General features: G+C 55.3%; 29 protein-coding genes and 1 pseudogene. 9 read left to right on the forward strand and 21 right to left on the reverse strand.

Annotated elements, in window-relative coordinates; genetic code table 11:
- Nucleotides 1-69: 69 nt before the first annotated feature.
- The 3 genes and pseudogenes from ACZ1GM_RS14625 to gluQRS form a co-directional block, all read right to left on the reverse strand.
- Nucleotides 70-650: pseudogene (locus ACZ1GM_RS14625) on the reverse strand (cob(I)yrinic acid a,c-diamide adenosyltransferase).
- Between the two features lie 23 nt (nucleotides 651-673).
- Nucleotides 674-904 carry a hypothetical protein gene (locus tag ACZ1GM_RS14630; RefSeq protein WP_472677099.1) on the reverse strand — a complete coding sequence of 77 codons (231 nt, stop codon included), beginning with the start codon at nucleotides 902-904 and terminating at the stop codon, nucleotides 674-676.
- 12 nt (nucleotides 905-916) lie between these two features.
- Complete coding sequence (gene gluQRS, locus ACZ1GM_RS14635) at nucleotides 917-1,747, reverse strand: tRNA glutamyl-Q(34) synthetase GluQRS (protein WP_472678589.1); 831 nt, start codon at nucleotides 1,745-1,747, stop codon at nucleotides 917-919.
- Nucleotides 1,748-1,871: 124 nt separating this feature from the next.
- On the opposite strand from gluQRS, the gene ACZ1GM_RS14640 reads away from it, so the two are divergent.
- A complete protein-coding gene (locus tag ACZ1GM_RS14640) occupies nucleotides 1,872-2,480 on the forward strand; it encodes an HNH endonuclease (RefSeq protein ID WP_472677100.1) in 609 nt (202 codons plus the stop codon).
- 12 nt (nucleotides 2,481-2,492) lie between these two features.
- On the opposite strand, the gene ACZ1GM_RS14645 is transcribed toward ACZ1GM_RS14640, so the two are convergent.
- The 5 genes from ACZ1GM_RS14645 to dksA all read right to left on the reverse strand — a co-directional run bounded on the left by ACZ1GM_RS14645 (nucleotide 2,493) and on the right by dksA (nucleotide 5,447).
- Entirely contained in the window at nucleotides 2,493-2,909 is a 417-nt protein-coding gene (locus ACZ1GM_RS14645; RefSeq protein ID WP_472677101.1) for a DUF4112 domain-containing protein, read from the reverse strand.
- A gap of 20 nt (nucleotides 2,910-2,929) precedes the next feature.
- Nucleotides 2,930-3,454 (reverse strand): hypothetical protein, encoded by a 525-nt coding sequence (locus ACZ1GM_RS14650; RefSeq protein ID WP_472677102.1) that lies wholly within the window; start codon nucleotides 3,452-3,454, stop codon nucleotides 2,930-2,932.
- Nucleotides 3,454-4,389, reverse strand: a complete 936-nt coding sequence (locus ACZ1GM_RS14655) for an ABC transporter substrate-binding protein (RefSeq protein WP_472677103.1) — start codon at nucleotides 4,387-4,389, stop codon at nucleotides 3,454-3,456. The genes ACZ1GM_RS14650 and ACZ1GM_RS14655 overlap by 1 nt, the downstream gene beginning before the upstream one ends.
- An 80-nt stretch (nucleotides 4,390-4,469) precedes the next feature.
- Nucleotides 4,470-4,847, reverse strand: a complete 378-nt coding sequence (locus tag ACZ1GM_RS14660; protein WP_472677104.1) for a PilZ domain-containing protein — start codon at nucleotides 4,845-4,847, stop codon at nucleotides 4,470-4,472.
- Nucleotides 4,848-4,985: 138 nt separating this feature from the next.
- Nucleotides 4,986-5,447: an RNA polymerase-binding protein DksA gene (dksA, locus tag ACZ1GM_RS14665; RefSeq protein ID WP_472677105.1), complete on the reverse strand. Its 462-nt coding sequence runs from the start codon at nucleotides 5,445-5,447 to the stop codon at nucleotides 4,986-4,988.
- A 299-nt stretch (nucleotides 5,448-5,746) separates the two neighbouring features.
- Here dksA and ACZ1GM_RS14670 point away from each other — a divergent pair, with 299 nt between their 5' ends.
- Entirely contained in the window at nucleotides 5,747-6,076 is a 330-nt protein-coding gene (locus ACZ1GM_RS14670) for an SEL1-like repeat protein (protein ID WP_472677106.1), read from the forward strand.
- 21 nt (nucleotides 6,077-6,097) lie between these two features.
- Here the strand turns inward: ACZ1GM_RS14670 and ACZ1GM_RS14675 are convergent, their stop codons facing one another.
- The 5 genes from ACZ1GM_RS14675 to ACZ1GM_RS14695 are packed head-to-tail and all read right to left on the reverse strand — an operon-like array spanning nucleotide 6,098 to nucleotide 9,325.
- Nucleotides 6,098-7,228 carry a GNAT family N-acetyltransferase gene (locus tag ACZ1GM_RS14675; protein WP_472677107.1) on the reverse strand — a complete coding sequence of 377 codons (1,131 nt, stop codon included), beginning with the start codon at nucleotides 7,226-7,228 and terminating at the stop codon, nucleotides 6,098-6,100.
- Complete coding sequence (locus ACZ1GM_RS14680; protein WP_472677108.1) at nucleotides 7,225-7,956, reverse strand: glycerophosphodiester phosphodiesterase family protein; 732 nt, start codon at nucleotides 7,954-7,956, stop codon at nucleotides 7,225-7,227. The genes ACZ1GM_RS14675 and ACZ1GM_RS14680 overlap by 4 nt, the downstream gene beginning before the upstream one ends.
- Nucleotides 7,949-8,407 carry a RidA family protein gene (locus tag ACZ1GM_RS14685; RefSeq protein WP_472677109.1) on the reverse strand — a complete coding sequence of 153 codons (459 nt, stop codon included), beginning with the start codon at nucleotides 8,405-8,407 and terminating at the stop codon, nucleotides 7,949-7,951. The genes ACZ1GM_RS14680 and ACZ1GM_RS14685 overlap by 8 nt, the downstream gene beginning before the upstream one ends.
- Before the next feature lie 12 nt (nucleotides 8,408-8,419).
- Nucleotides 8,420-9,046: an HAD family hydrolase gene (locus ACZ1GM_RS14690; RefSeq protein WP_472677110.1), complete on the reverse strand. Its 627-nt coding sequence runs from the start codon at nucleotides 9,044-9,046 to the stop codon at nucleotides 8,420-8,422.
- Nucleotides 9,047-9,049: 3 nt separating this feature from the next.
- On the reverse strand, nucleotides 9,050-9,325 hold the full coding sequence (locus ACZ1GM_RS14695) for a DUF3572 domain-containing protein (protein WP_472678590.1): 276 nt from the start codon (nucleotides 9,323-9,325) through the stop codon (nucleotides 9,050-9,052).
- A 79-nt stretch (nucleotides 9,326-9,404) separates the two neighbouring features.
- Between ACZ1GM_RS14695 and ACZ1GM_RS14700 the strand changes: the two genes are divergently transcribed.
- Nucleotides 9,405-9,767 (forward strand): response regulator, encoded by a 363-nt coding sequence (locus ACZ1GM_RS14700; RefSeq protein ID WP_472677111.1) that lies wholly within the window; start codon nucleotides 9,405-9,407, stop codon nucleotides 9,765-9,767.
- Here ACZ1GM_RS14700 and ACZ1GM_RS14705 read toward each other — a convergent pair.
- Nucleotides 9,762-9,893: a hypothetical protein gene (locus ACZ1GM_RS14705; RefSeq protein ID WP_472677112.1), complete on the reverse strand. Its 132-nt coding sequence runs from the start codon at nucleotides 9,891-9,893 to the stop codon at nucleotides 9,762-9,764. The two genes, ACZ1GM_RS14700 and ACZ1GM_RS14705, sit on opposite strands and share 6 nt — an antisense overlap.
- 179 nt (nucleotides 9,894-10,072) lie before the next feature.
- Between ACZ1GM_RS14705 and ACZ1GM_RS14710 the strand changes: the two genes are divergently transcribed.
- Nucleotides 10,073-10,318 (forward strand): acyl carrier protein, encoded by a 246-nt coding sequence (locus tag ACZ1GM_RS14710; RefSeq protein ID WP_472677113.1) that lies wholly within the window; start codon nucleotides 10,073-10,075, stop codon nucleotides 10,316-10,318.
- A gap of 8 nt (nucleotides 10,319-10,326) precedes the next feature.
- Entirely contained in the window at nucleotides 10,327-11,565 is a 1,239-nt protein-coding gene (spt, locus tag ACZ1GM_RS14715) for a serine palmitoyltransferase (RefSeq protein WP_472677114.1), read from the forward strand.
- Here spt and ACZ1GM_RS14720 read toward each other — a convergent pair.
- The 3 genes from ACZ1GM_RS14720 to ACZ1GM_RS14730 all read right to left on the reverse strand — a co-directional run bounded on the left by ACZ1GM_RS14720 (nucleotide 11,562) and on the right by ACZ1GM_RS14730 (nucleotide 13,247).
- Nucleotides 11,562-12,230, reverse strand: coding sequence for an aquaporin (locus tag ACZ1GM_RS14720; RefSeq protein ID WP_472677115.1), 669 nt, complete (start codon nucleotides 12,228-12,230; stop codon nucleotides 11,562-11,564). The genes spt and ACZ1GM_RS14720 overlap by 4 nt on opposite strands.
- Before the next feature lie 4 nt (nucleotides 12,231-12,234).
- The gene (locus tag ACZ1GM_RS14725; protein WP_472677116.1) at nucleotides 12,235-12,885 is read right to left on the reverse strand and encodes a YqaA family protein; all 651 of its coding nucleotides are present in this window, start codon (nucleotides 12,883-12,885) and stop codon (nucleotides 12,235-12,237) included.
- Between the two features lie 206 nt (nucleotides 12,886-13,091).
- Nucleotides 13,092-13,247: a hypothetical protein gene (locus ACZ1GM_RS14730; protein WP_472677117.1), complete on the reverse strand. Its 156-nt coding sequence runs from the start codon at nucleotides 13,245-13,247 to the stop codon at nucleotides 13,092-13,094.
- On the opposite strand from ACZ1GM_RS14730, the gene ACZ1GM_RS14735 reads away from it, so the two are divergent.
- The 4 genes from ACZ1GM_RS14735 to ACZ1GM_RS14750 all read left to right on the forward strand — a co-directional run bounded on the left by ACZ1GM_RS14735 (nucleotide 13,231) and on the right by ACZ1GM_RS14750 (nucleotide 15,996).
- Complete coding sequence (locus tag ACZ1GM_RS14735; protein WP_472677118.1) at nucleotides 13,231-13,851, forward strand: hypothetical protein; 621 nt, start codon at nucleotides 13,231-13,233, stop codon at nucleotides 13,849-13,851. The genes ACZ1GM_RS14730 and ACZ1GM_RS14735 overlap by 17 nt on opposite strands.
- Nucleotides 13,845-14,342, forward strand: coding sequence for a terminase large subunit domain-containing protein (locus tag ACZ1GM_RS14740; RefSeq protein WP_472677119.1), 498 nt, complete (start codon nucleotides 13,845-13,847; stop codon nucleotides 14,340-14,342). Before ACZ1GM_RS14735 ends, ACZ1GM_RS14740 begins: the two co-directional genes overlap by 7 nt.
- Nucleotides 14,333-14,689, forward strand: a complete 357-nt coding sequence (locus ACZ1GM_RS14745; RefSeq protein ID WP_472677120.1) for a DUF2793 domain-containing protein — start codon at nucleotides 14,333-14,335, stop codon at nucleotides 14,687-14,689. Before ACZ1GM_RS14740 ends, ACZ1GM_RS14745 begins: the two co-directional genes overlap by 10 nt.
- A 191-nt stretch (nucleotides 14,690-14,880) precedes the next feature.
- Complete coding sequence (locus ACZ1GM_RS14750; RefSeq protein WP_472677121.1) at nucleotides 14,881-15,996, forward strand: OmpA family protein; 1,116 nt, start codon at nucleotides 14,881-14,883, stop codon at nucleotides 15,994-15,996.
- 382 nt (nucleotides 15,997-16,378) lie between these two features.
- Here the strand turns inward: ACZ1GM_RS14750 and ACZ1GM_RS14755 are convergent, their stop codons facing one another.
- The 4 genes from ACZ1GM_RS14755 to hslO form a co-directional block, all read right to left on the reverse strand.
- Nucleotides 16,379-17,998 carry an MFS transporter gene (locus ACZ1GM_RS14755; protein ID WP_472677122.1) on the reverse strand — a complete coding sequence of 540 codons (1,620 nt, stop codon included), beginning with the start codon at nucleotides 17,996-17,998 and terminating at the stop codon, nucleotides 16,379-16,381.
- Between the two features lie 26 nt (nucleotides 17,999-18,024).
- Nucleotides 18,025-18,708 (reverse strand): 7-cyano-7-deazaguanine synthase QueC, encoded by a 684-nt coding sequence (gene queC / locus ACZ1GM_RS14760; protein ID WP_472678591.1) that lies wholly within the window; start codon nucleotides 18,706-18,708, stop codon nucleotides 18,025-18,027.
- A 94-nt stretch (nucleotides 18,709-18,802) separates the two neighbouring features.
- Nucleotides 18,803-19,210, reverse strand: a complete 408-nt coding sequence (locus ACZ1GM_RS14765; RefSeq protein WP_472677123.1) for a DUF3617 domain-containing protein — start codon at nucleotides 19,208-19,210, stop codon at nucleotides 18,803-18,805.
- 98 nt (nucleotides 19,211-19,308) lie between these two features.
- The gene (hslO, locus tag ACZ1GM_RS14770; RefSeq protein ID WP_472677124.1) at nucleotides 19,309-20,211 is read right to left on the reverse strand and encodes an Hsp33 family molecular chaperone HslO; all 903 of its coding nucleotides are present in this window, start codon (nucleotides 20,209-20,211) and stop codon (nucleotides 19,309-19,311) included.
- Nucleotide 20,212 lies beyond the last annotated feature (1 nt).

The raw sequence follows: 20,212 nt of genomic DNA on the forward strand, positions 1-20,212 counted from the left end.
GCGGCGGGAAGGCCCGCTGGCTAGAGCGACATTCTGTAGAGTGCTGGGATAAATAACCTGCGCCAAGCCTTAGCGACTGGCACCAGGGATCCATTTTATGTCGGTTTGGCCGCCATCGTTTGCCAACCGGGCAAGAACAAACAGATAGTCGGACAGGCGATTGATATAGGCGGTCGCTTGCGGGTTGACGGCTGCTTGGTCGGCAAGGGCCACCATACTGCGCTCGGCTCGCCGCGTTAAAGCCCGCGCCATGTGTAACCGTGCCGCACCTTCGCTGCCGCCTGGCAGCACAAAGCTTGTCAGCGGCTCCAGCTTTTCAGTCGCTGCATCAATTGCATTTTCGAGCCACTCAACCTGCGCCGGAACGATCCGCAGAACCATTTCAGATGGCGCGAAATCTTCACCATCGGCGGTACCGGTGTCGCGAGATCCGCCCCAAGATCGAACAAATCGTTCTGAATACGAAATAGCTGCTTGGCAGCAATATCGTTTTGCAAAGTTACGGCGGCGAACCCGATAGCGCTATTGACTTCGTCAACGACGCCTATGGCATCAATGCGAGCCGAGTTTTTGGGGGTGCGCGAGCCGTCGACCAAGCCTGTCGAGCCGTCATCGCCGGTGCGCGTGTAAATCTTGTTGAGTTTGACCATTTCGTACGGATTTGGCGACCGGATTAAGCGCTCATCACCGCAATTCCTGCGACAACCAAAATGGCAAGCGCCTGATATTTGATCCGGTTGAACATCATTTTGTTCTGCAGAATCTGCATTTCGCTGGATGTGTGCGCCTCGCCCGATTCCAGATCGATTTTGGTGCTCTTGAGAAACGCAACGATCCCCCGCACGAGGGAAAAAACCACCATGATGCAGAGAATGGCGAGGATGATGATGAGGAATGTTGTCATAATGACCTCTATCTAGGCATCCCCGAAGGAAATACCAACCGGCAAACGCTGCAAACGCAGTTGCTCTGCAATCAACTGCCCATCATCGCCGCTGTTTCGCAAATCGGACAAAGACGGCGATCCGCGCCTTTTTGCGAGCTTATGCCCGCTCTCATCGACCAGTAAGGGATGATGATGCCAATGCGGAACAGGCAAATCGAGCAAGCCCTGCAATACGCGATGTATGTGCGTTGCCTCAAATAGATCCGCGCCACGTGTCACCAGCGTCACGTTATCCGCTGCGTCATCGAGTGTCGCGGCCAGATGATAGCTAGCTGGCTCGTCTTTTCGCACTAAGACGACGTCGCCGAAGGCTCGCGGATCAGCGATAACTGACCCGGCATCTTCGTCTGTCCAGACGCATTCGCCAAATTCTTCGATCGCCTTTTCCATATCCAGCCGCAAGGCAGCAGGCTTGGACAGATCAACATGCTTTCCCTTACAAGTCCCGGGATAGACCAGACCTTCCGGTCCCATGCGCGGCTTCAAACGCTGAATCTCTGATCGGGTACACGTGCATGGATAGAGCAGACCCCGCTCGGTGAGCGTCTTCGCGGCAGCCGCGTAGCTCTCCAACCGCGTAGATTGCGCTGGCATTTCTCTCCACTCAAGACCTAACCACTCCAGATCACGACGGAATTCGTCCGCCAGTTCTGGACGAGAGCGTGCTCCGTCAATATCCTCGATCCTCAAGAGGAATTCGCCGCCAGACTTCCGCGCGCAATCATGCGCAAAAATGGCCGAATAGGCATGCCCAAGATGCAAGTGGCCATTGGGACTTGGGGCGAAGCGCGTTATGATCATATTGGACAATTGACATGGCACAGAAGCGGCCAATTGGAAAACCGCCGGGGAAAACGCCCCTGTCATGGCTTTGACTCTTTTCCCCGCCAAGGCATCAATCGTCATATCGGAAGGAGCGCGATAGGTGTTCAAAGCCGAACTGATTGAAAGAGCTGCTCAGTTTCGCAGCAGCCAGGATGATCCGACGCGCAGCTTGTCGTCGTGCCCCTCGCTCGTGCTCAATGCGGATTACACCCCGTTATCCTATTATCCATTGAGCCTTTGGCCGTGGCAAACGGCGATTAAGGCGATCTTCCTCGACCGGGTCGATGTGATCGAGACTTATGACCGAGAGGTGCATTCGCCCAATCTTGATATCAAGATTCCCAGCGTGATTGCGCTGAAGCAGTATGTAAAACCCAGCGAGTTCCCCGCCTTCACGAGGTTCAACCTCTTCCTGCGAGATCGCTTTCAATGCCAATATTGCGGCGCGAGCGGAAACCTGACCTTTGATCATGTGATACCGCGGCGATTGGGCGGAAAGACCACGTGGGAAAATATCTCCACCGCGTGCGCTCCATGCAATATGAAAAAAGGCGGACGCACACCCAAACAGGCGAATATGCGCCTATCAAATCAGCCTATCCGGCCTACGCACTGGCAGCTGCAGGAATATGGAAAGAAATTCCCGCCAAACTATCTCCATGAGACATGGCGAGATTGGCTTTATTGGGACATTGAGCTCGAAGAGTAGCAAGCGGCGCGATTAGCCTTCAATTACTCTCTGCGCGGGATGATGTTTGTCCAAATGCTTCTTGATGATCCGCAGATTGCGGGTGTTTGAGCGGAACAGAAAATCAAAAGCGTCACCCGCGACCGGGACCGCACCAATCACCGTGTCAAACGCGACGTTTCCAGCCATACGAGCGAGTTTCCACTTGGGAAGTTTCAGGTTGTTTGCCTCCCAAACGATATAAGCGCCCATGGCGGCGGTAATGACGTCACCAATGACCGGGACCAGACCGATTATGGAATCCAAACCGACGGGATAATTCACACCAGGAACACGAAAACTACGCTCCAGCACCATTTCCAACGCTTCTATACGGCGCCGGATTGAAACCGGATCATTGCCGGTTGGCAAATCGAAGCCCATTTGTTGGATACCGTCGTTTTCGTTCATATTTCCCGCCCTTTCCCTGTCTATATGGGGGCTCGGGAGAGCGGGAACAAGGGGTGTACGTTCCATGGGTTCTCAGCGAAAGCCTCAATATCGCCGCGTACCAGCGACCATCGAATGGGTGCACCAAACGGAATATGCGGGTTGAAAGTAGCAAGCGCCGTTTCCGCTTCGAATAGATAAGACGCCGCCTCGGCGCTATCTGTGGTGTCGACAGCCAACTGCACCAGGAAATCGACATCAGGAGAGCAGATCGCCGGACTGACTTCGCAGTTGAACTGATTGAGAAACCAGCGCGCGCCGCCAAAGCGGGCTACCCTATCTCGCAACGCCAGATCGGCATCTTCCCGGGATCTGGCTCGGACCAATGTCACACCAATAGACTCGTACTGGTTGCGTAGCCCGTCAAACAACAAGTCACCCCCTGGACCAGCAGGCAGATACACAGCGAGAACAGCATCCTCGCCGCTCTGTGCACGCCATTCAGCGATACGCCTACGTGCAATAGCTTGGCGCTGTTCCAGATCGAGATTCTGCCACCGCTCCATCAAGAGTTTGGTATCGCCCCCAATCCAGGAAAGACCAAACGCGTTGTTGTGGTCCAACCGCCAATATTAAAGGGCTGCATCAGCGCCTCTCGGTCCAACGTCATAGACAAAGCTTCGCGATGCTGAGCCTCTGCCAACACTCCGTCGTTGTTTAATATGTCGAGGCCGAAAATGCCGACTGTCGATTCCAGCCGCACGGTGCCGCGACTTAGCGCTCCCGTATCTGCATATGGCAAATCCTGCACTCTTCCCCCCAGGACAAGGTCATAATCGCCATTGCCAAAGCCAGTCGACGCGGTCTGCGCATCCACAGCGGTCACACGAACCTCAAGCAAATCCGCATCCCAATCGGGCTGTTGCGGCAAACCTCGTTCTTCAGGCCGGAGCGCAGAAAGGATTGCCACCTCTCCGTCGCGTGTCATTGCCATTGGTCCGACAGTGGCTGAACTGACCTGCAAGCCCAGCTCAGGCTGAGCAAGCAGCTGTAGAAAATCAGGCATTGGGCTCTTCAATCGGATTTCTACAACCCGGCCTGTCATGGCTCTGACATCGCGTACCTTAGCCAGATCATAGCCCATGGATGTCCCACTCAGCCTAGAAAAACTGCGCCTCAAGGAGTCGCGCACAGCCTGAGCTGTCAATCTGCTTCCATCAGGCAGATCAAATTCGCGGATGCGGAAAATATAGCTCGAGCCATCGTCCGTCACGATCCAGCGCTCAGCAATTGCTGGAACGATCTCTCCTCCCACGGCTCTGGTCACAAGACCTTGTGACGTCGCTGCGCGAACTTTCTGCGCGCCATATGAAAGTCGTAAGCCGCTCGCGAACAGCACCTCATCCTCGCCGATGATTGCTACATCAACCGCGCCATCATCGTCGCGCTGGATGCAGCCACTGACAGCAAGCAGGATCAAAAATGATAATATCGCGCGCATTACTGCACCGATCTAGCATCGCTTTTCCAATACGTCAGCAGCGAGTGTCAGCGGATTAAGAGCCGCCGACGCACGTTCGCTTAGATTGGACGGATGTTTTTGCGCCATTCCGCCTGCGATGAGTAGTCAATTGTCGAGCGAGCATAGCGTGGAACATTGCTTTCGCCACTAGAAGCAACTTGAGAACGTGCAAGTTTGGGGTCAATTTCTTTTTCGAAGGCGACACCAAATCGCCGACCCTGAACCCAAGCAACAGTGCCGTCGACCTTGCCGATATTGCGCAATTCAACAACCACGCGCATCCCGCGTTCCACTGGGACGTCAGCCTCAGACATAAGGCCACCCGCCGAGAGGTTCCGAACCTTGACTCGCGCAGGCTCTGTCTGGCCCGCAACCGTCAAATCAGCCAGAAGAAACAGGCTATCTCGGTCAATATTGCGGGTATTCACACCGGCCATATCTCGGCTTTCCTTCGTTTAAACAACATCTTCGCGGGATAAATCCAGCGACACTTCCGTTAGACGAAGGTGTTAGCGAAAAAGCCTAAACAAACGGTAAGCTTAATTACAAGAAGGCGTCAGGACTAGCCCATCAAATCAGTCGTCGCGCGAAATTTTCTCTTTGCGTTCGTGCGCGGATTGCGCCTCGACTGTCATCGTTGCAACCGGTCTCGCGATCAGCCGTTTCAAGCCGATTGGGTCGCCGGTCACTTCGCAATAGCCGTACTCGCCTTCTTCAATACGCCGCAGGGCAGAATCGATTTTTGAGATAAGTTTCCGCTGCCGATCTCGCGTACGCAGCTCGATACCCCAGTCAGTTTCACTGGAAGCACGATCATTAAGATCAGGCTCGCGAATAGGACCGTCCTGCAATGACTGCAACGTCGTTTCCGCTGCATCATGGATGGTTTTCTTCCACTCAAGCAAAAGCACACGGAAAAAGTCGAGCTGCTGCTCGCTCATATAAGGTTCGTCATCACTGGGCGTGTAGTTTTCGCCCAGTCTTGCTCTAACTTTTTCAAGCTTTGCGTCGTCAGCCTTCAGCGCGGTGGCGGCCATAGATTTTCTACCCAATTTGTCCAACCCACCTGGTTTTTCGCGTACCATCCGCGCACTGACACCCCTTTTGCGCGATCAACCAAGTTGCGGCGCGTATAGGCAGCCAAGTCTTAACAGACAAGGTACAAAGCATGATCGGATCATTCGCAGCCAATTTGGGCCAAACCGTGCATGTTGAAGGAGTGGGTCGTTTCCACAAATTTACAAACTTCGCGGTTCCGTTAACCTTTTATTGACCATGATGGCTGAGTGATAGTTCCACCAGTTCGCAACGGACTGGCGTTTTGGGGGCTTAATTAATGACATTCACAACCATAACGGGTGGCGCTGGCAAAATCGTTCAAGGGCCAGAAGCCGACAAGCTGATCGCTGACTGCTTACTCGCCTACTCACGCGGCAGCATTGATGCCCTGTATGATCTGGGCGTTGCCTTTTCGACCGGTAGCCACGGCACCAGCTGCGACATGATTGAAGCGCACAAATGGTTCAACATCGCCGCATCTAAAGGTCATGAAGAGGCGGCATGGTGCCGCGCTGACATTTCTGAGGAAATGACTGCACGCGAGATCGCAGAGGCCCAGCGTCAAGCACGCGAATGGTTGAGCGACAACGCACGCAAAGTCGCCTGAGTAAACGCTTTAGTAGATAGACTAGCTCTGTTTAAACGGAGTGCGTCTGTCGAGAAAATTTCGGTCTATCGCGACCCCCTCGCGTTCGCGTTCGAGGAAGTCGGCGACCGCCGCACGAAAGCCCGGGTCTGCGATCCAATGCGCTGATACGGTTTGCGTTGGGCGATAGCCGCGCGCAATTTTGTGCCCGCCCTGAGCCCCCGCTTCAACGCGGTTTAGGCCCATTGCAATGGCAGCGTCGATCGCCTGATAATAACATAGTTCAAAATGTAAAAACCGGATGTCGCGGCTACACCCCCAATAGCGGTACGTAAAGTGCATCCCGCCCGATAAAGTTAAGCGCGCCTGCAACCGGAACATCGTCCTGAACGCCAATATCAGCAAAAGCTGGTCCGACATCTTGTGCTGAAACGCGTCAAATGCGGCGCGGGTCAGATAAGGCGTGCCCCATTTGCGCGCGCCGGTATCTTGATAGAATATCCAAAACGCGTCCCAGTGTTCAGGTTTGATCCCATCCCCGCGAAAATGACGAATATCGACATCGCGCTGAGCCGCCTCGCGTTCTTTGCGCAAGTTCTTGCGTTTGCGAGAGGCCAGTGCATCGAGAAACTCGTTGAACGTCTCGTATCCGTCATTTTCCCAATGAAACTGAACATCGTGCCTTAGCATCCAGCCGGATTGCTCAAAAATGGTGACCTGGTCCAGCTCAACAAATGTTGCATGCGCTGATGAGAAAGCGTTCTGTTCGCACAGTTTTTCGGCGGCATTGATCAGTGGGCCTGCTAGAGCCGGGTCTGACAACAGCACACGCGGCCCAGTGGCAGGCGTAAAAGGCGCGGAGATTTGGAGCTTGGGATAATAACTCCCGCCTGCGCGCTCATACGCATCGGCCCAGCTTTGATCGAAGACATATTCGCCTTGGCTGTGACCCTTGAGATAGGATGGCATTGCAGCGAGCAATCGATCATCCGCGTCCGTGATAACCAGCGGCGCAGGTTGCCAGCCGGTGCCCTCGCCCACGCTGTCTGAATCTTCGAGTGCAGTCAGAAATGCATAGCTGACAAACGGGTTGTCAGTGGGATTGAGCGCATCCCATTGTTCCTGCGCGAACGCACCAACCGAACCGCCAAGTTTTGCGACAAGCTCGCTCATGCGAGGCCGTCACCCTCGCTAATCAAGGCGTCGGCATGCTCTAATGCGCGGGCTCTGAATTCCTGGTTGCGCACCGTCCAGGTCAGCAGCGCTTTGCCAGAACCGCGCCACTCAGTTGCAAGGTGATTGGGGAGATCGCGAATATCGCAGGCCAGAAAATCGGGCTGCGCATAATCGAGCACACCGTCCTCACGCCATTTGCTGAGCCAGCCATGATCGAGCGTATCGGTGCAGACAAGACCTCGCGTCGTATCGGGCGAATGCTGCGCGAACCATGCGCTGACACGCGGATCGAAACTCATCACGGCGGCGTTGCCATCATAGCCCACCAAGGCGTCAGATACCGCTGAGCAGCTCCGCTCCACCAGATAATCCGGCATTGACTTGATCTCGATCAGGATGGGCACACGACCTGTCACAAACTTAAGGAAACTGGCCAGTGTAGTTGGATGATCATTGGTCGCGGAAAGCTGCAGTTCTGAGAGCGCGTTAGCGTCCTGCGCGACGACTAGCCCTTCACCATCTGTCAACCGAGACAATTCCCAATCATGGAAGACTATCGGCTGATCATCGCGGCTGCGCTGAATATCCAGCTCTATGCCCATACCGCGCGCAATCGCCGCTTCTGCCGCGCTCAGTGAGTTCTCAATGCGCGTTACCCCGTCATGCAGTCCGCGATGTGCGAACTCATAAGCGGTCAGCCAATCGGGAATAGGGCGATCAATCACCCTTCAAGGCGATGATAGCGTCAACCTCCACCGCCGCGCCCAATGGCAAAGATGGCACACCCACTGCGCTGCGAGCATGTTTGCCAGCGTCGCCGAAGACATCATACATCAGGTCCGATGCACCATTTATGACCTTGGGCTGATCATGGAAATGCGGGCTCGACGCGACAAATCCGCCGAGCTTGATGATCTGCTCGACATTTTCGAGCAGACCTGCGGCATTCAGCTGTGACAGGATCATGAGCCCGCATGCCCGCGCGGCTTCGACTCCGCGCTGAACGCCCAGTTCCTCGCCCAGAATGCCGGTGACCAGAGCGCCTCCGATAAACGGCAGCTGTCCGGAAATATAGGCAACGCCGCCATGCACCACTAGCGGCTTATAACTTGCCACCGGAGCAGCCGCCTCTGGCAGAATGATGCTCAGCTCATCCAATCTTGATTCAACGCTCATACATGCTCCTTTTCAAGCTGCCATTTCGAGCTGGTTGAGCAACCACGGCAAGGCAGTGTCCCAGTCATCAATCCGCGCATCGGCATGCCCCGCTTTGTGCGCGCAGGCAATATGCGGAGCGATCATCGGTTCGCCGCACAGGTGCAGCGTGGTGATTACATCCAGCGTCTCGCGGGCGGAATGGTGATGCTGTGGTAAGTCATCGATGAAGATCGCACGCGAAGGCTGATACTCATCCAAAATTGCTTTCAGCGCGGGGCCTTTGGGTCCCTGATTAGTATAAACCTTTGCGTCCAATCCGTGACCGAGAAGCTGTTCTTTACGCTTTTCCTGTCGCTCATCCACCAGGTTTGTCAGGATCACGATATCGGCATGCTGAGCCAGTGCGTTGATACCCTCGATCGCGCCAGAAATAGGTTTTTGCCGATGCATTTCGGTGTCGAAAAATCCGCCCAACATCCGCCAGACATCCTTGGTCTCCAGCGCCTCTCCTGTATCTTTCCAGCGCAGAGCATTGGCAAAGTCGGCCCCGGCCATATTGAATTCGACACCCTGGCTTTCATCCAGCCAGTCACTGAATGGTGCGACCATATGCAACAACACTTCATCGCAATCCGAAATAATAAGTGGGCGTGTCATGGTTTAAGTGGTCAACTCTCTGTGCGCGGCGATGATTTCTTCTGGTTGCATACTCAGTGCATCGGCAGCTGCAACCAAGTCCGGCTCATGATTGGCCAGAAATCCTAAAATGCCGCTGAGCACTGCCGGTTCCTCCAAACCCGTTCGCAGTTGTTCCGCGGTCAATCCAGTAAGCGATAAAAGCCGGTCTGCACGCGTCTGATCCTGCAGGATCCAGCCAAGCGCCGCGAGCGCAATGGTCTGAGGGCTGAGCGCATCGGATTGGTCGCTTTGGTTGATTGTCGGGCTCCTAGCTTTGTGTAGGGGTTTGGCTTAGGGCCAAGCGAGTTGAACTTCAAAATCGAGTATGGTGCAAGCAGTGGCAAAGAGAATAATGGTTGTCGAGGACAACGATCTCAACCGAAAGCTTTTTTGCGATGTGCTCAAGGCCAATGGTTTCGAAGTGGTGCCGGTCGCTGACGGAGAGAACGTGCTGGCAACGGCCAAGAAGTTTGATCCACACTTGGTGATTATGGATATCCAGCTGCCGAACATTTCCGGAGTGGACCTGATCGCGCAAATCAAGGCTGATCCCGCGCTTGGTGCAGTGCCGATTCTGGCTGTCACCGCTTATGCCGGCAAGGGGGATGAAGAGCGTATTCGCGGCGCGGGCGCCGAGGATTATCTGGCCAAGCCCGTTTCAATCACACCGTTTATGGCCGCGGTGAATGCACTGTTATAATGCGCCATCGTGATTGTGAGCACCAGAGGCCGGGATAAACAACCCAGTGATGAAAACCTTAGAGGCGAAGGACAGAAAGGTGTATTTCTTGCCCTGCAGCACCTTGCCGTCTTTGCTGTTTTCCATGTCGGCGCTAGTGATCGCAATATTCCCAAAAGAACGGAATCCCGCGCCAGTGATGTACAGGCTGTGATCACCCCTAGCGCTTGACAAGCGGTCACGAAGCCCGTTTTGCGCGAAGTAGAGAATTTTGGCACGCTATGGTGCGGTACGAACAGAATAGGCCAATCAGGATAGGACACCCCATGGATCGCACAGAGGTCGACACACGTATCCGGTCATTGATCGAGCCGTTCAACAAGAAGGGCGTCGATATCACTGATGCCTCGACATTCGCGAATGATCTGGAATTCGACAGTCTGACCGTGATGGATTTCGTCGCTGAGATTGAGGATGAGTTCGACATCATCATCTCGATGAATCAGCAGGCCGAGATCGAGAATTTTGGTCAGCTGATTGATGCTGTTGCTAAGCTAAACTCAGATAGTTGAGGTAAGTCATGACCGACCAGAGCAATCATCCGCAAGCAGCGGATATGACCCCTGATCTGTTCTCAAAATTCGACGAGATCATCGCGATGCGCGAGGGTTTGCTCGCCAGCGGGGTAGAGGACCCTTTCAATCTCGTGATGGAAAAAGTCCTCTCGCCCACCCGCGCAATTTGCAATGGTCGCGACACGATTCTGCTCGGCACGTATAATTACATGGGTATGACCTTCGATCCGGATGTGATCGATGCGGGCAAGCAGGCGCTGGCGGATTTCGGCACCGGGACAACGGGCAGCCGCGTTCTCAATGGCACGTATCAGGGCCACAAGGAATGCGAAGACGCCCTGCGCGAATTCTACGACATGGATCACGCCATGGTCTTCTCAACCGGGTATCAGGCCAATCTAGGGATCATTTCCACCATTGCAGGCAAGGGCGACTATATCGTTCTCGACATCGATAGCCATGCCAGCATCTGGGATGGTTGCAAGCTGGGCGATGCCGAGATCGTTCCGTTCAAGCACAACGACATTGAGGCCATGGAAAAGCGGCTGCGTCGCATCCCAGAGGATGCCGGCAAGCTGGTAATTCTCGAAGGCGTCTATTCGATGCTGGGCGATGTCGCCCCGCTCAAAGAAATGGTCGCAGTCGCCAAAAAATACGGCGCGATGGTGCTGGTCGACGAAGCACATTCCATGGGATTTATCGGAGAGAATGGTCGCGGCGTTGTTGAAGATGCCGGCATCATGGATGATGTCGACTTCATCATCGGCACTTTTTCAAAAAGTGTAGGGACAGTTGGCGGCTTTTGCGTTTCCAACCACCCGAAATTTGAGATTATGCGGCTGGTATGCCGACCCTATGTCTTTACTGCCAGCCTGCCGCCCAGCGTCGTCGCGACTGCCGCGACCAGCATCCGCAAACTGATGCACGGCTCCAACAAACGGGCGCATTTGTGGGAGAATTCCAAGAACCTGCATCTTGGGTTGAAAGAGCTAGGCTTTTCACTCGGCACTGAGGAACCGCAGAGTGCGATCATCGCGGTGATCATGCCCGATCTTCAGCAAGGCGCGGCGATGTGGGAGGCTCTTGTTCGCGAAGGGCTTTATGTGAACCTTGCTCGCCCACCGGCAACACCGGCCAACATGACACTGCTGCGTTGCTCACTCTGTGCGGAACATTCCGAAGAAGAAGTGACAACAATTCTCGGCATGTTTGAACGCGCCGGTAAAGCGGTCGGGATAATCTAGGCGCTGTCGGCTGATCGGATGAGCCATCCCGCCAGCACCGTCGCAATCACAGCCCCGCCGATTTGCGCCGCGATAAATAGCGGCACATCGCCGGGTGCGATGCCAGCAAAGGTATCACTCAAGCTGCGAACAATCGTAATCGCCGGATTTGCAAAACTGGTTGACGATGTGAACCAGTATGCAGCGGTGATATACAGACCAACGCTGGCTGGCACCGCCTCCGGGCGATAGCGCACTGTGAGCAATATCGTCAGCACGAGCCCAAACGTCGCGATCCCTTCTCCGCTCCACTGACCGATACCAGCGCGCGCTTTGGTGGAGAATTGCAGGATCGGCAGATCGAACATCAGATGCGCGGCCAGCGCACCGAGAGCCCCCACCACAATCTGTACCACGACAAACAGAATGGCATCGCGAGTGCCAATTTCCTTGCGCAGCCAGAAAGCCAGCGTCACCGCAGGGTTGAAATGCGCGCCCGAAATCGGCCCAAGCATGGTGATCAGAACATACAGGATAGCCCCTGTCGCAATCGTATTGGCAAGCAGCGCAATCGCCACATTCCCGCCCGCCAGAGCCTCTGCCATAATGCCAGAGCCGATAACGCAAACGAATAGGAAGAAGCTCCCCAGTCCTTCTGCAACCAGGCGTCGTGACAAATTGGTCATGGCGCTACCCTTGCTGAACCGTGGTTGCAGCCTCACATTTATCTTTCACTTCTTCGTCACTGCCTGACAATTGCGTCAGAACGACAAAACCGCCTACGACCAGCAAGACAAAAACCGTCGTGACGGTGCCGAGATATTTGTCGATGATCCGCTTGATCGGCGCGCCAAAGACGCGGAACAGGATGCCGACCGTCATGAAAATCATTGCACGGGCCGCAAAGCTTGCGAGGACGAATGGAACAAGCGACATTTCGATGAAGCCCGCAGTAATCGTGAGCAGCTTGAACGGAACCGGCGTCGCACCAGCGATAAGGATCGCCTCCACGTCATATTCGCGTAGATAACATGCCGCGACGGGGAAGCTTTCTGTCAGGCCTAGCAGCCCGAGCAGTGGCCCCCCAATCGTATCGTATACGCCCCAGCCAATTGCATAGCCGAGCAATGCACCCGCGACCGAGCTAAGCGTTGCAACCAAGGCAAACCAGACTGCCCGCTTTGGCGCCGCCAAACACATTAAGCCCAGCAGCGGATGCGGCGGAATGGGAAAGAAGCTCGATTCGATGAAGCAGAAGAATGCCAGCCACCACACCGCCTGGGGATGCGCCGCCTTGTCCATGGTCCAGTTATACAATGCCCGCAACGGTCGCATCAGCATTTAAGAAAACCCTCACATTCGTCATTGCGAGCGACCGGTTGGTCGCGTGACAATCCAGAGGTTGAGCCGGATGGATCGCCGCGTCACTTCGTTCCTCGCGATGACGAGGTGCCGATGCTGCGCCCCTAATGCAGCCTGAAACTCAAATCAATTCTTCAATTTTAACCTATTTGGCACTTTTGTATTGACATCGTCACACTCCCTGGTTAGAGAAACAGAACATCGCGATAGTGTGATTCGCAACCCTGACCAATAAGCAATCGGCGACCTTCCATCGGAACGGTCGCTTTTTTCATGCCTTCGCCTGCTTCGACACCGGCAATCTCAATTCCAAGGACGGGACCCATGAGCACCAAAGCCACGCGTCTGGCCTGGGAAGACGCATTTATCGAGCAGCTCGCCGAGCTCAAGATTATCAGTCGTGCAGCAAAGGCTGCGGGCACATCGGCCAGCAATGTAAAGGCGCGCCGCAAGCGCTCACCTGAATTTGCGAAAAGATGGGATGAGGCGATCGGAGACGATAAACCAGTCCTCAAAAACTCTGCAAATCGGCCTTCGAAACGTCAATGGCAGCGCGACTTCCTAGCCAAGCTGGCTGAGACTTCAAATATCAAGGCCTCAGCCGCCGCAGCCACTATCTCCACCCGCGAAGTATATCAGGCACGCCGCGATGACGCAGCCTTCGCACTGGCGTGGCGCGGAGCACTGTTTGAGGGATATCGAAATCTTGAAATGGAGGTTCTCGGCTATTTGCGCGATCACAAACCAGGGTACAAAATGGATGTCGCAAACGCTCTGCGTCTGCTCGCCGCTCATAAAGAAGCCGCCGCGCAAGAAGAGGCATCGCGCGCCAATGTCAGCGCTGCCGAGGTGCGCGCCTCTATCGAACGCAAGGTCGAAACGCTGCGCAAACAGGTTCAGGACCGTCAATCTCAGGATGCCAAGAAGAGCGCGTCGGAGTGCTGAGATTTCTACTCAATGCGACCGCTGACGAACGCAGGAAATTCTCGGAGAGCCTTACTCCGCGCGAACGCAATAGCTGGCCTCATGACTGGGATTTATGGTGTCATCCGGGCCAACGCCCACCCGCGGGTGACTGGCGCATCTGGCTGATCATGGCGGGGCGCGGCTTCGGCAAGACGCGGGCGGGCGCCGAATGGGTACGACGAGTGGCAGAAAGCGATAGTCAGGCGCGGATCGCTCTGGTTGGGGCCAGCCTCAATGATGCAAGGTCAATCATGGTCGAGGGTGAAAGCGGTATTATGTCGTGCTGCGCACCCGATACAATGCCCAGCTTTGAACCGAGCCTGCGCCGACTTCGCTTCCCCAATGGGGCGGAGGCGATGCTCTATTCAGCGGGTGAGCCGGAGACTTTACGCGGCCCGCAACATAGCCACTCCTCTTTTCAGGCCAGTCTCAAAAAGAGTTCTTCGTCAACGAAGCCCTGGTGCGCATAGACGCTCTGTTACACCCCTCAATCGTCGACGAGCGGCCTGATCCTCCAGCCAACCCCACGGAAGGTGACTCGCATCTCATCGGCACTCCGGCGACCGGAGAATGGACGGGCAAAGAGGGAAATTTGGCAATTTGGCAGGGAAGCCAGTGGCTATATCTGGCACCTGTGGAGGGCCTGCTTCTGCATGACGCATCAAGGGGTCAGTTGCTTTTTTCTCAAGGAACGTGGAAACGTCCCCCGTCGGTCGCCCCGGCTACTGGAGGTGCAACGATCGACACTGAAGCACGGTCGAAAATCGAATCACTCATAAGCGCCTTAGAAAATTACGGAATTTTGTCCTCAAGCTAGCTTTCGCAGCAGTCATTCGCCTCACAATGAGCACGTATCAAAGCATTCCTCGCGGCTAGCCGTGCTTAGGGCCAGTTGAATCGCGACATTCTTGCAACAGTTCCCCATATTGTCGGCTTGCCAGCGCCGAGGGGAGAGTTTAGAGGGCGAACTACTCGGTGGAATTTATTCGCTAAAAGGGGAATTACATAATGCGGAAATTCGTCATAGGAATGGCGATGGCCTCTACGGCCCTTGCATCGCCAGCCCTCGCACGTGACGGTCAATGGTATGTCGGCGTAGAAGCCGGCCCGTCGATCGTTGAGGACGTAGAGTTTGACGTCAACACTGGCGCAGACGAAAACGGCTTTGAGCTGGATACTGGTTACGATGTCGGCGGTTTCGTCGGTTACGACTTCGGTGCCTTCCGTCTGGAAGCAGAAGCCAGCTATCGCGATTACTCAGCTGAAACATTTGCGTCGGGAACGACTGGTACGACCTTCAACAACACTGCCGTTCCAGGCGCTGCTGTATATCCTTCGAATGGTGGCCTTGATTCGCTCAGCTTCATGCTGAACGGCATGTTCGACTTCGGCGACGATGATGGTCTGCAAGGTTTCGCGGGTGCCGGTATTGGTGTCGCACGCACGAGCGTTGAGGCAGTCCTTGGCTCAAGCGGGCCAGCGACGATCGATGATTCAGACACAGGTCTTGCATGGCAACTGCTGGCAGGTATCCGCGCGCCACTTAATGACAAGTGGGACGTTGGCCTTAAATATCGCCTGTTCACGGCAGAAGACGTGACGGTGATTGATGTGACGGGTCGGTCATTGCGTGACAGCGTTCGTTCGCACTCACTGCTCGGAACGTTGACGTACAACTTCGGTGAAGAAGCGGCACCACCGCCACCTCCACCACCGCCGCCACCCCCTCCACCGCCACCTCCTCCTCCACCGCCACCACCACCGGCGCCGGTATGTGAGACTGGCCCGTACATCGTGTTCTTTAACTTCGATGCTTCGGACATTACGCCAGAGGCGGCGACGATCCTCGACAATGCTGTGTCGGCATATGCAAACTGTGGCACTGCTTCAGTCATGCTCGCCGGTCACACCGACCGTTCTGGTTCAGTCTCATACAATATGGGCCTGGCAGAACGTCGGAACAGCTCGGTTCGTGATTACCTCAGTGCACGCGGTGTTCCTGACGGTCGCATCACGAGCGAAGCGTTCGGTGAATCGCAGCCACGCGTACCAACCGCTGACGGTGTACGTGAACTGCAAAACCGTCGCGTTGAGATCACTTACGGTCCTGGTTCAGGCATGTAAGTCTCGCGACATTGCGAAATTGAACGAGGGGCTGGAGCAATCCGGCCCCTTTTTCTTTGCGGCGATGATGCGATTGGTATGACGCGAAAGCCGGGCTTAGTCGCAGGCCCGATGAAGGCTCGATTTTGTGAAGCCTTACGCACGCGGCAGCTCACCCCATCCCTGACGTACTATCCCGGCAAAGCCTGACGGCTTGACCGGACCAAAACCTCTGGGAGTGGAAACGATCGCGACGCGACCCCATGTTGCAATAACCGAATTTTGCAGGGGCTAGAATGCGTTTTTGGGTACGGCAGCCCATGGCGCCACCATTGAGAGGCGATCATTTGCCGACTCGTTGGTAACCAAGTCTGCCACTCTAACAAGCTGACATTGGTCGGGCTTAGAGCGACCCCTCGCCGGCCTTTCGAGCGCGATCCAGCAACGTTCCAATCGCATTCGGGACAAGTTTGATCGCCAGCAGTACCGCCACAAAGCCAATCGGCACAATGCCAATCGTCGACAGCACACCAATTCCCAAATCGTCCCCGTTGCGTGCGGAAACATAGCCGGCAAGATACGGCCCTAACCCAAGGCCGAGCAAAGTCGTCCCGATAAAAAATGTAGCCGTCGCTGTTGCTCGCATGCGCGGCAAGACGAGCGTCTGAGTGGTCGCCGCCGCAGCGCCCAGAGCTGTCGCAGCCAAAGTGCTGGCGAAGAAGTTTGAAATGTAGAAGATTGGCTGGCTTTCCGTCGTGAACATGATCCACATGGCCGGAAGCGGCATAAGCATCCCGAACAGGATGACCCAGACTCTACCGGACGCATAGCGTTGCTGCAGTTTATCTGCGATCGCGCCGCCTAAAATCACTCCCAGGAACCCGGCAGCGGCACCTGGACCGCCAATCCAAAAACCCAACTCGCTTTTCGGAATGGCGAATGTCCGCTCGCCATAAGGCGCCCCCCAATAAGAAACCGAGTAGGCCATGAAGGCGACTGTCGAGTACGCCAGAACGGTCGTTAGAAATGCCGGCGATCCCCAGATCAGTTTGAACGTTGGCGCGTCCCGCTCTCGCAATGCGGTCGCCCAACAATAGACGGAGTACACCCCGACACCAAGGAATAGCCATTGGTCAGAAATCGCGCTGATAAAGCGACCAGGGCCGCTCTGCAAAACTGCTGTCAGGCCGTAGCCAGCTGACAGCAATCCGGCGCCGATTGCGATATTCAAGGCCAGCGCGCCCATCCCTCGGCGTGCAGCTCCAATAAATGTGAACGGCGGGATGACAGTGAAGAGCTCTTGAAAAAAGCCAGCGAAAGGCTTCGGGTTTGGCTCACTGACGATCCCGTCCATGGCACCGCGAACAGGCTCGCGAAGGGTCATCACCCACAACGCCAAAATCAGCCCGGGCAAGCCAACCGCAACGAATGCTGCTTGCCACCCGACCAAGCCAAATGGACCTCCGCCTGGGAATGCCTCGTTCCAGTTCTCAACTATCAAGCCACCGATTAGAAGCGAGAGACCCCCGCCAATATATAGGCCCGAACTGTAGATACTGAGTGCTGTAGCGCGCAGGCGCGGCGGAAAGTAATCCGAGATTAGCGAGTATGCCGATGGGCTCGCGCTCGCTTCGCCCACGCCAACCCCGACGCGGGCGAGCGTCAGTTGCGTACCGTTCTTTGTGAAACCCGACACCGCAGTCATGAGCGACCACAGCGCGAGGCCGAAACTCATCAAGCGAACACGCTTCCAGCTATCTGCCAGTCGCCCTAACGGGATCCCAAACAAAGCGTAGAAGACGGCGAACGCGGTGCCATACAGAAAGCCGAGATATTCGTCGCTAAGCCCGAAATCGGCTTTGATGTCGTTAGCGAGGATCGACAGGATCTGCCGATCAATAAAGTTCAGCACATAGACCAAAACCAAAACACTCAGCGCATACCAGCTATAGGGGGGGACGCTATCTGGTGGAGAGCTTTGCTGTGAGGGGTTCTGGGCGGAAACTTCGGTCGCTTCGGTCAAACGGATACTCTCCCACTCAGCTGTTTTCAGCTTGCGTAGACAGTCGTATCCCCAAGTCCCGCTTCCGCAAAGCCTTTTCGCCGCAACCGACAGGAATCGCACATACCACATGCCAATCCATCAGGAGTGGGGTCATAGCATGACCAGCTCCACGCCGGATCGAGGCCTAGGCGGTGGCACTCTCGTGCAATGTCAGCCTTGGTCATATGCTGCAACGGCGCATGAATGGTGAAAGGCGTGCCTTCGACGCCCTGTTTCGTGCCAAGTCGCGCAGTTTCGGCAAAGCTGCTGATGAATTCAGGTCTGCAATCAGGATAGCCGGAGTAATCCAGCGCATTCACACCAATAAAAATGTCATGCGAGCCCGAGCTTTCGGCAAACGCCGTGGTGAGCGCGAGAAAGACAAGATTGCGCGCGGGCACATATGTGACTGGAATCTCATTTCCCACCCCATCTTTGGGCACATCGACATCGTCGGTTAGAGCTGAACCTCCAAACTTGCGAAGGTCGAGCGGCAAGATGATATGTCGCGCTACGCCTAGCTGGATCGCGATATTAACCGCAGATTCCAGCTCGCGCCGATGCCTTTGGCCATAATCTATGGAAAGAGCATGAACCGCGAAACCCTGCTCTTTCGCAAGGGCGGCGCTTACCATGGAGTCGAGCCCGCCTGATAGAAGCACAATCGCTGGGCGGCTGGAATGCGCCATTTGGGATTGATCAGATATGGTCATGGATCACCCGCTAAGCGCTGATGTAGCTGTTCGCAACCATGTCTGAGAACCGCGCCGAAAAGCGGCGTTCTTAGCAAGTGCCGACCCTGCGAGCCTCAGCTGAAAATTCGAACGGCGTACCGCCTTCGATACCCTGACTTTCGATCTGTACGAGGTTATTGGTTTCGCGCCGAATGTTCGTCCGGCCATAGCCATTTCCGCGGCAGGTATACTGCACCGTCACCTGCTGCGCGCCATCTTCGACAACATATCGATTGCAATTGCCACCTCGGTGACGGAGCTGGATCAGTTCCATCCCGGATTTGAGGCATATTTTGCGACTCTCACTGCCGTTGCGGAAACGAACTTCCCACTGACCGCGATCAAGCGCGGACAACATGGCTAGAGCGGCATCTTGTGCAAACGCGGGCGCCATGAGCGAAACACCGCCCGTAATAAGCGCGCCTGCTCCCAAACTTGCCAAAATCGCATTTTTCACAAGATCAACCTCACCGTGATCGTATACCTATATCTAGCCACATAGCTGATCAAACACTTACAGACTATGAACCGTTCTTTTCCATCGATGAACTGTTTTCATAGTGTGAAACTGTATTGTGTCGAACAAAAGGCACAATCGACCAAAATCGCCCCATCTTCATTTCGCATTGCCGCTTTTTCCTCTTCAGGAAAACGCCCAAGCACTTCCTCATAGTGCGCTCTGCTGCAGCGGCATTGTGCCTTAATTGGGATTACGGGCAATGTGCGGACTTCCTCTTCTTCATGGAACAGACGCCACACAATCCCTTCCAGGGAAAGCGCGGGATCCAGCAGCTCTTCATGGCGTACAGAACCAGCCATTACCGCCACGTGCTCCCATTCGGGATGCTCCATGCGAGCATGTAAACGTTCACGCCCTTCTTCCCCATCGGGCAAATGCTGAGCCAAGAGACCAGCGGCCTCGCATTGATCGCCGCTTGCGTTGATCGCGACGCGCAGCAGAGTAGGAACTTGTTCAGATTGCGCGAAATAGCTTTCGCATGCCTGGGCGAGGCTCTCACCCTCTAATGGCACGATCCCCTGATATCGGCCCTGATCGCTGGTCAGATCAAAAGTGAGCGCCAGATAGCCCTTGCCAAACAACGCGGCGAGTGTGGGATTAGCGCCCAGCCGAGCGAGGGCATCGTCGTCATAATCGACATAGCCACGTAATTTCCCATCCACATAATCGCAGACCAAGAGCTTTACCGTACCGGCCTCAGTCTGCGCCTGCATGGTCACTTGCGAACCAGCGTCTTTGATCAGCGACCCGATCAGCGCCGTAAGCACGAGGGCCTCTGCCAAGAGATGCGTAATCGGCGGCGGATATTTATGCGCCTGCAGAATAGTGTCGAGCGCCGTATCAAGCCGAACCAGCCGACCCCGCGCTTCACGTGGAGGGATTGTAAAGCCCAAAACTCCGCCAGAAAACGTCTCTTCTGATTGTGTCGTAATATCCATA

It is taken from the genome of Qipengyuania sp. JB2-7, assembly GCF_055693485.1.

Coding starts and splice junctions, on each gene's coding strand:
- ACZ1GM_RS14725 (WP_472677116.1), bottom strand. CDS start 12,885: ATGCTGATGCGACCGTTGCGGGCATTGTATAACTGGACCATGGACAAG.
- gluQRS (WP_472678589.1), bottom strand. CDS start 1,747: ATGATCATAACGCGCTTCGCCCCAAGTCCCAATGGCCACTTGCATCTT.
- ACZ1GM_RS14660 (WP_472677104.1), bottom strand. CDS start 4,847: ATGGCCGGTGTGAATACCCGCAATATTGACCGAGATAGCCTGTTTCTT.
- ACZ1GM_RS14630 (WP_472677099.1), bottom strand. CDS start 904: ATGACAACATTCCTCATCATCATCCTCGCCATTCTCTGCATCATGGTG.
- dksA (WP_472677105.1), bottom strand. CDS start 5,447: ATGGCCGCCACCGCGCTGAAGGCTGACGACGCAAAGCTTGAAAAAGTT.
- ACZ1GM_RS14675 (WP_472677107.1), bottom strand. CDS start 7,228: ATGAGCGAGCTTGTCGCAAAACTTGGCGGTTCGGTTGGTGCGTTCGCG.
- ACZ1GM_RS14655 (WP_472677103.1), bottom strand. CDS start 4,389: ATGCGCGCGATATTATCATTTTTGATCCTGCTTGCTGTCAGTGGCTGC.
- ACZ1GM_RS14735 (WP_472677118.1), top strand. CDS start 13,231: ATGAGCACCAAAGCCACGCGTCTGGCCTGGGAAGACGCATTTATCGAG.
- ACZ1GM_RS14710 (WP_472677113.1), top strand. CDS start 10,073: ATGGATCGCACAGAGGTCGACACACGTATCCGGTCATTGATCGAGCCG.
- queC (WP_472678591.1), bottom strand. CDS start 18,708: ATGGCGCATTCCAGCCGCCCAGCGATTGTGCTTCTATCAGGCGGGCTC.
- spt (WP_472677114.1), top strand. CDS start 10,327: ATGACCGACCAGAGCAATCATCCGCAAGCAGCGGATATGACCCCTGAT.
- ACZ1GM_RS14705 (WP_472677112.1), bottom strand. CDS start 9,893: ATGGAAAACAGCAAAGACGGCAAGGTGCTGCAGGGCAAGAAATACACC.
- ACZ1GM_RS14690 (WP_472677110.1), bottom strand. CDS start 9,046: ATGACACGCCCACTTATTATTTCGGATTGCGATGAAGTGTTGTTGCAT.
- ACZ1GM_RS14650 (WP_472677102.1), bottom strand. CDS start 3,454: ATGGAGCGGTGGCAGAATCTCGATCTGGAACAGCGCCAAGCTATTGCA.
- ACZ1GM_RS14645 (WP_472677101.1), bottom strand. CDS start 2,909: ATGAACGAAAACGACGGTATCCAACAAATGGGCTTCGATTTGCCAACC.
- ACZ1GM_RS14670 (WP_472677106.1), top strand. CDS start 5,747: ATGACATTCACAACCATAACGGGTGGCGCTGGCAAAATCGTTCAAGGG.
- ACZ1GM_RS14750 (WP_472677121.1), top strand. CDS start 14,881: ATGCGGAAATTCGTCATAGGAATGGCGATGGCCTCTACGGCCCTTGCA.
- hslO (WP_472677124.1), bottom strand. CDS start 20,211: ATGGATATTACGACACAATCAGAAGAGACGTTTTCTGGCGGAGTTTTG.
- ACZ1GM_RS14720 (WP_472677115.1), bottom strand. CDS start 12,230: ATGACCAATTTGTCACGACGCCTGGTTGCAGAAGGACTGGGGAGCTTC.
- ACZ1GM_RS14685 (WP_472677109.1), bottom strand. CDS start 8,407: ATGAGCGTTGAATCAAGATTGGATGAGCTGAGCATCATTCTGCCAGAG.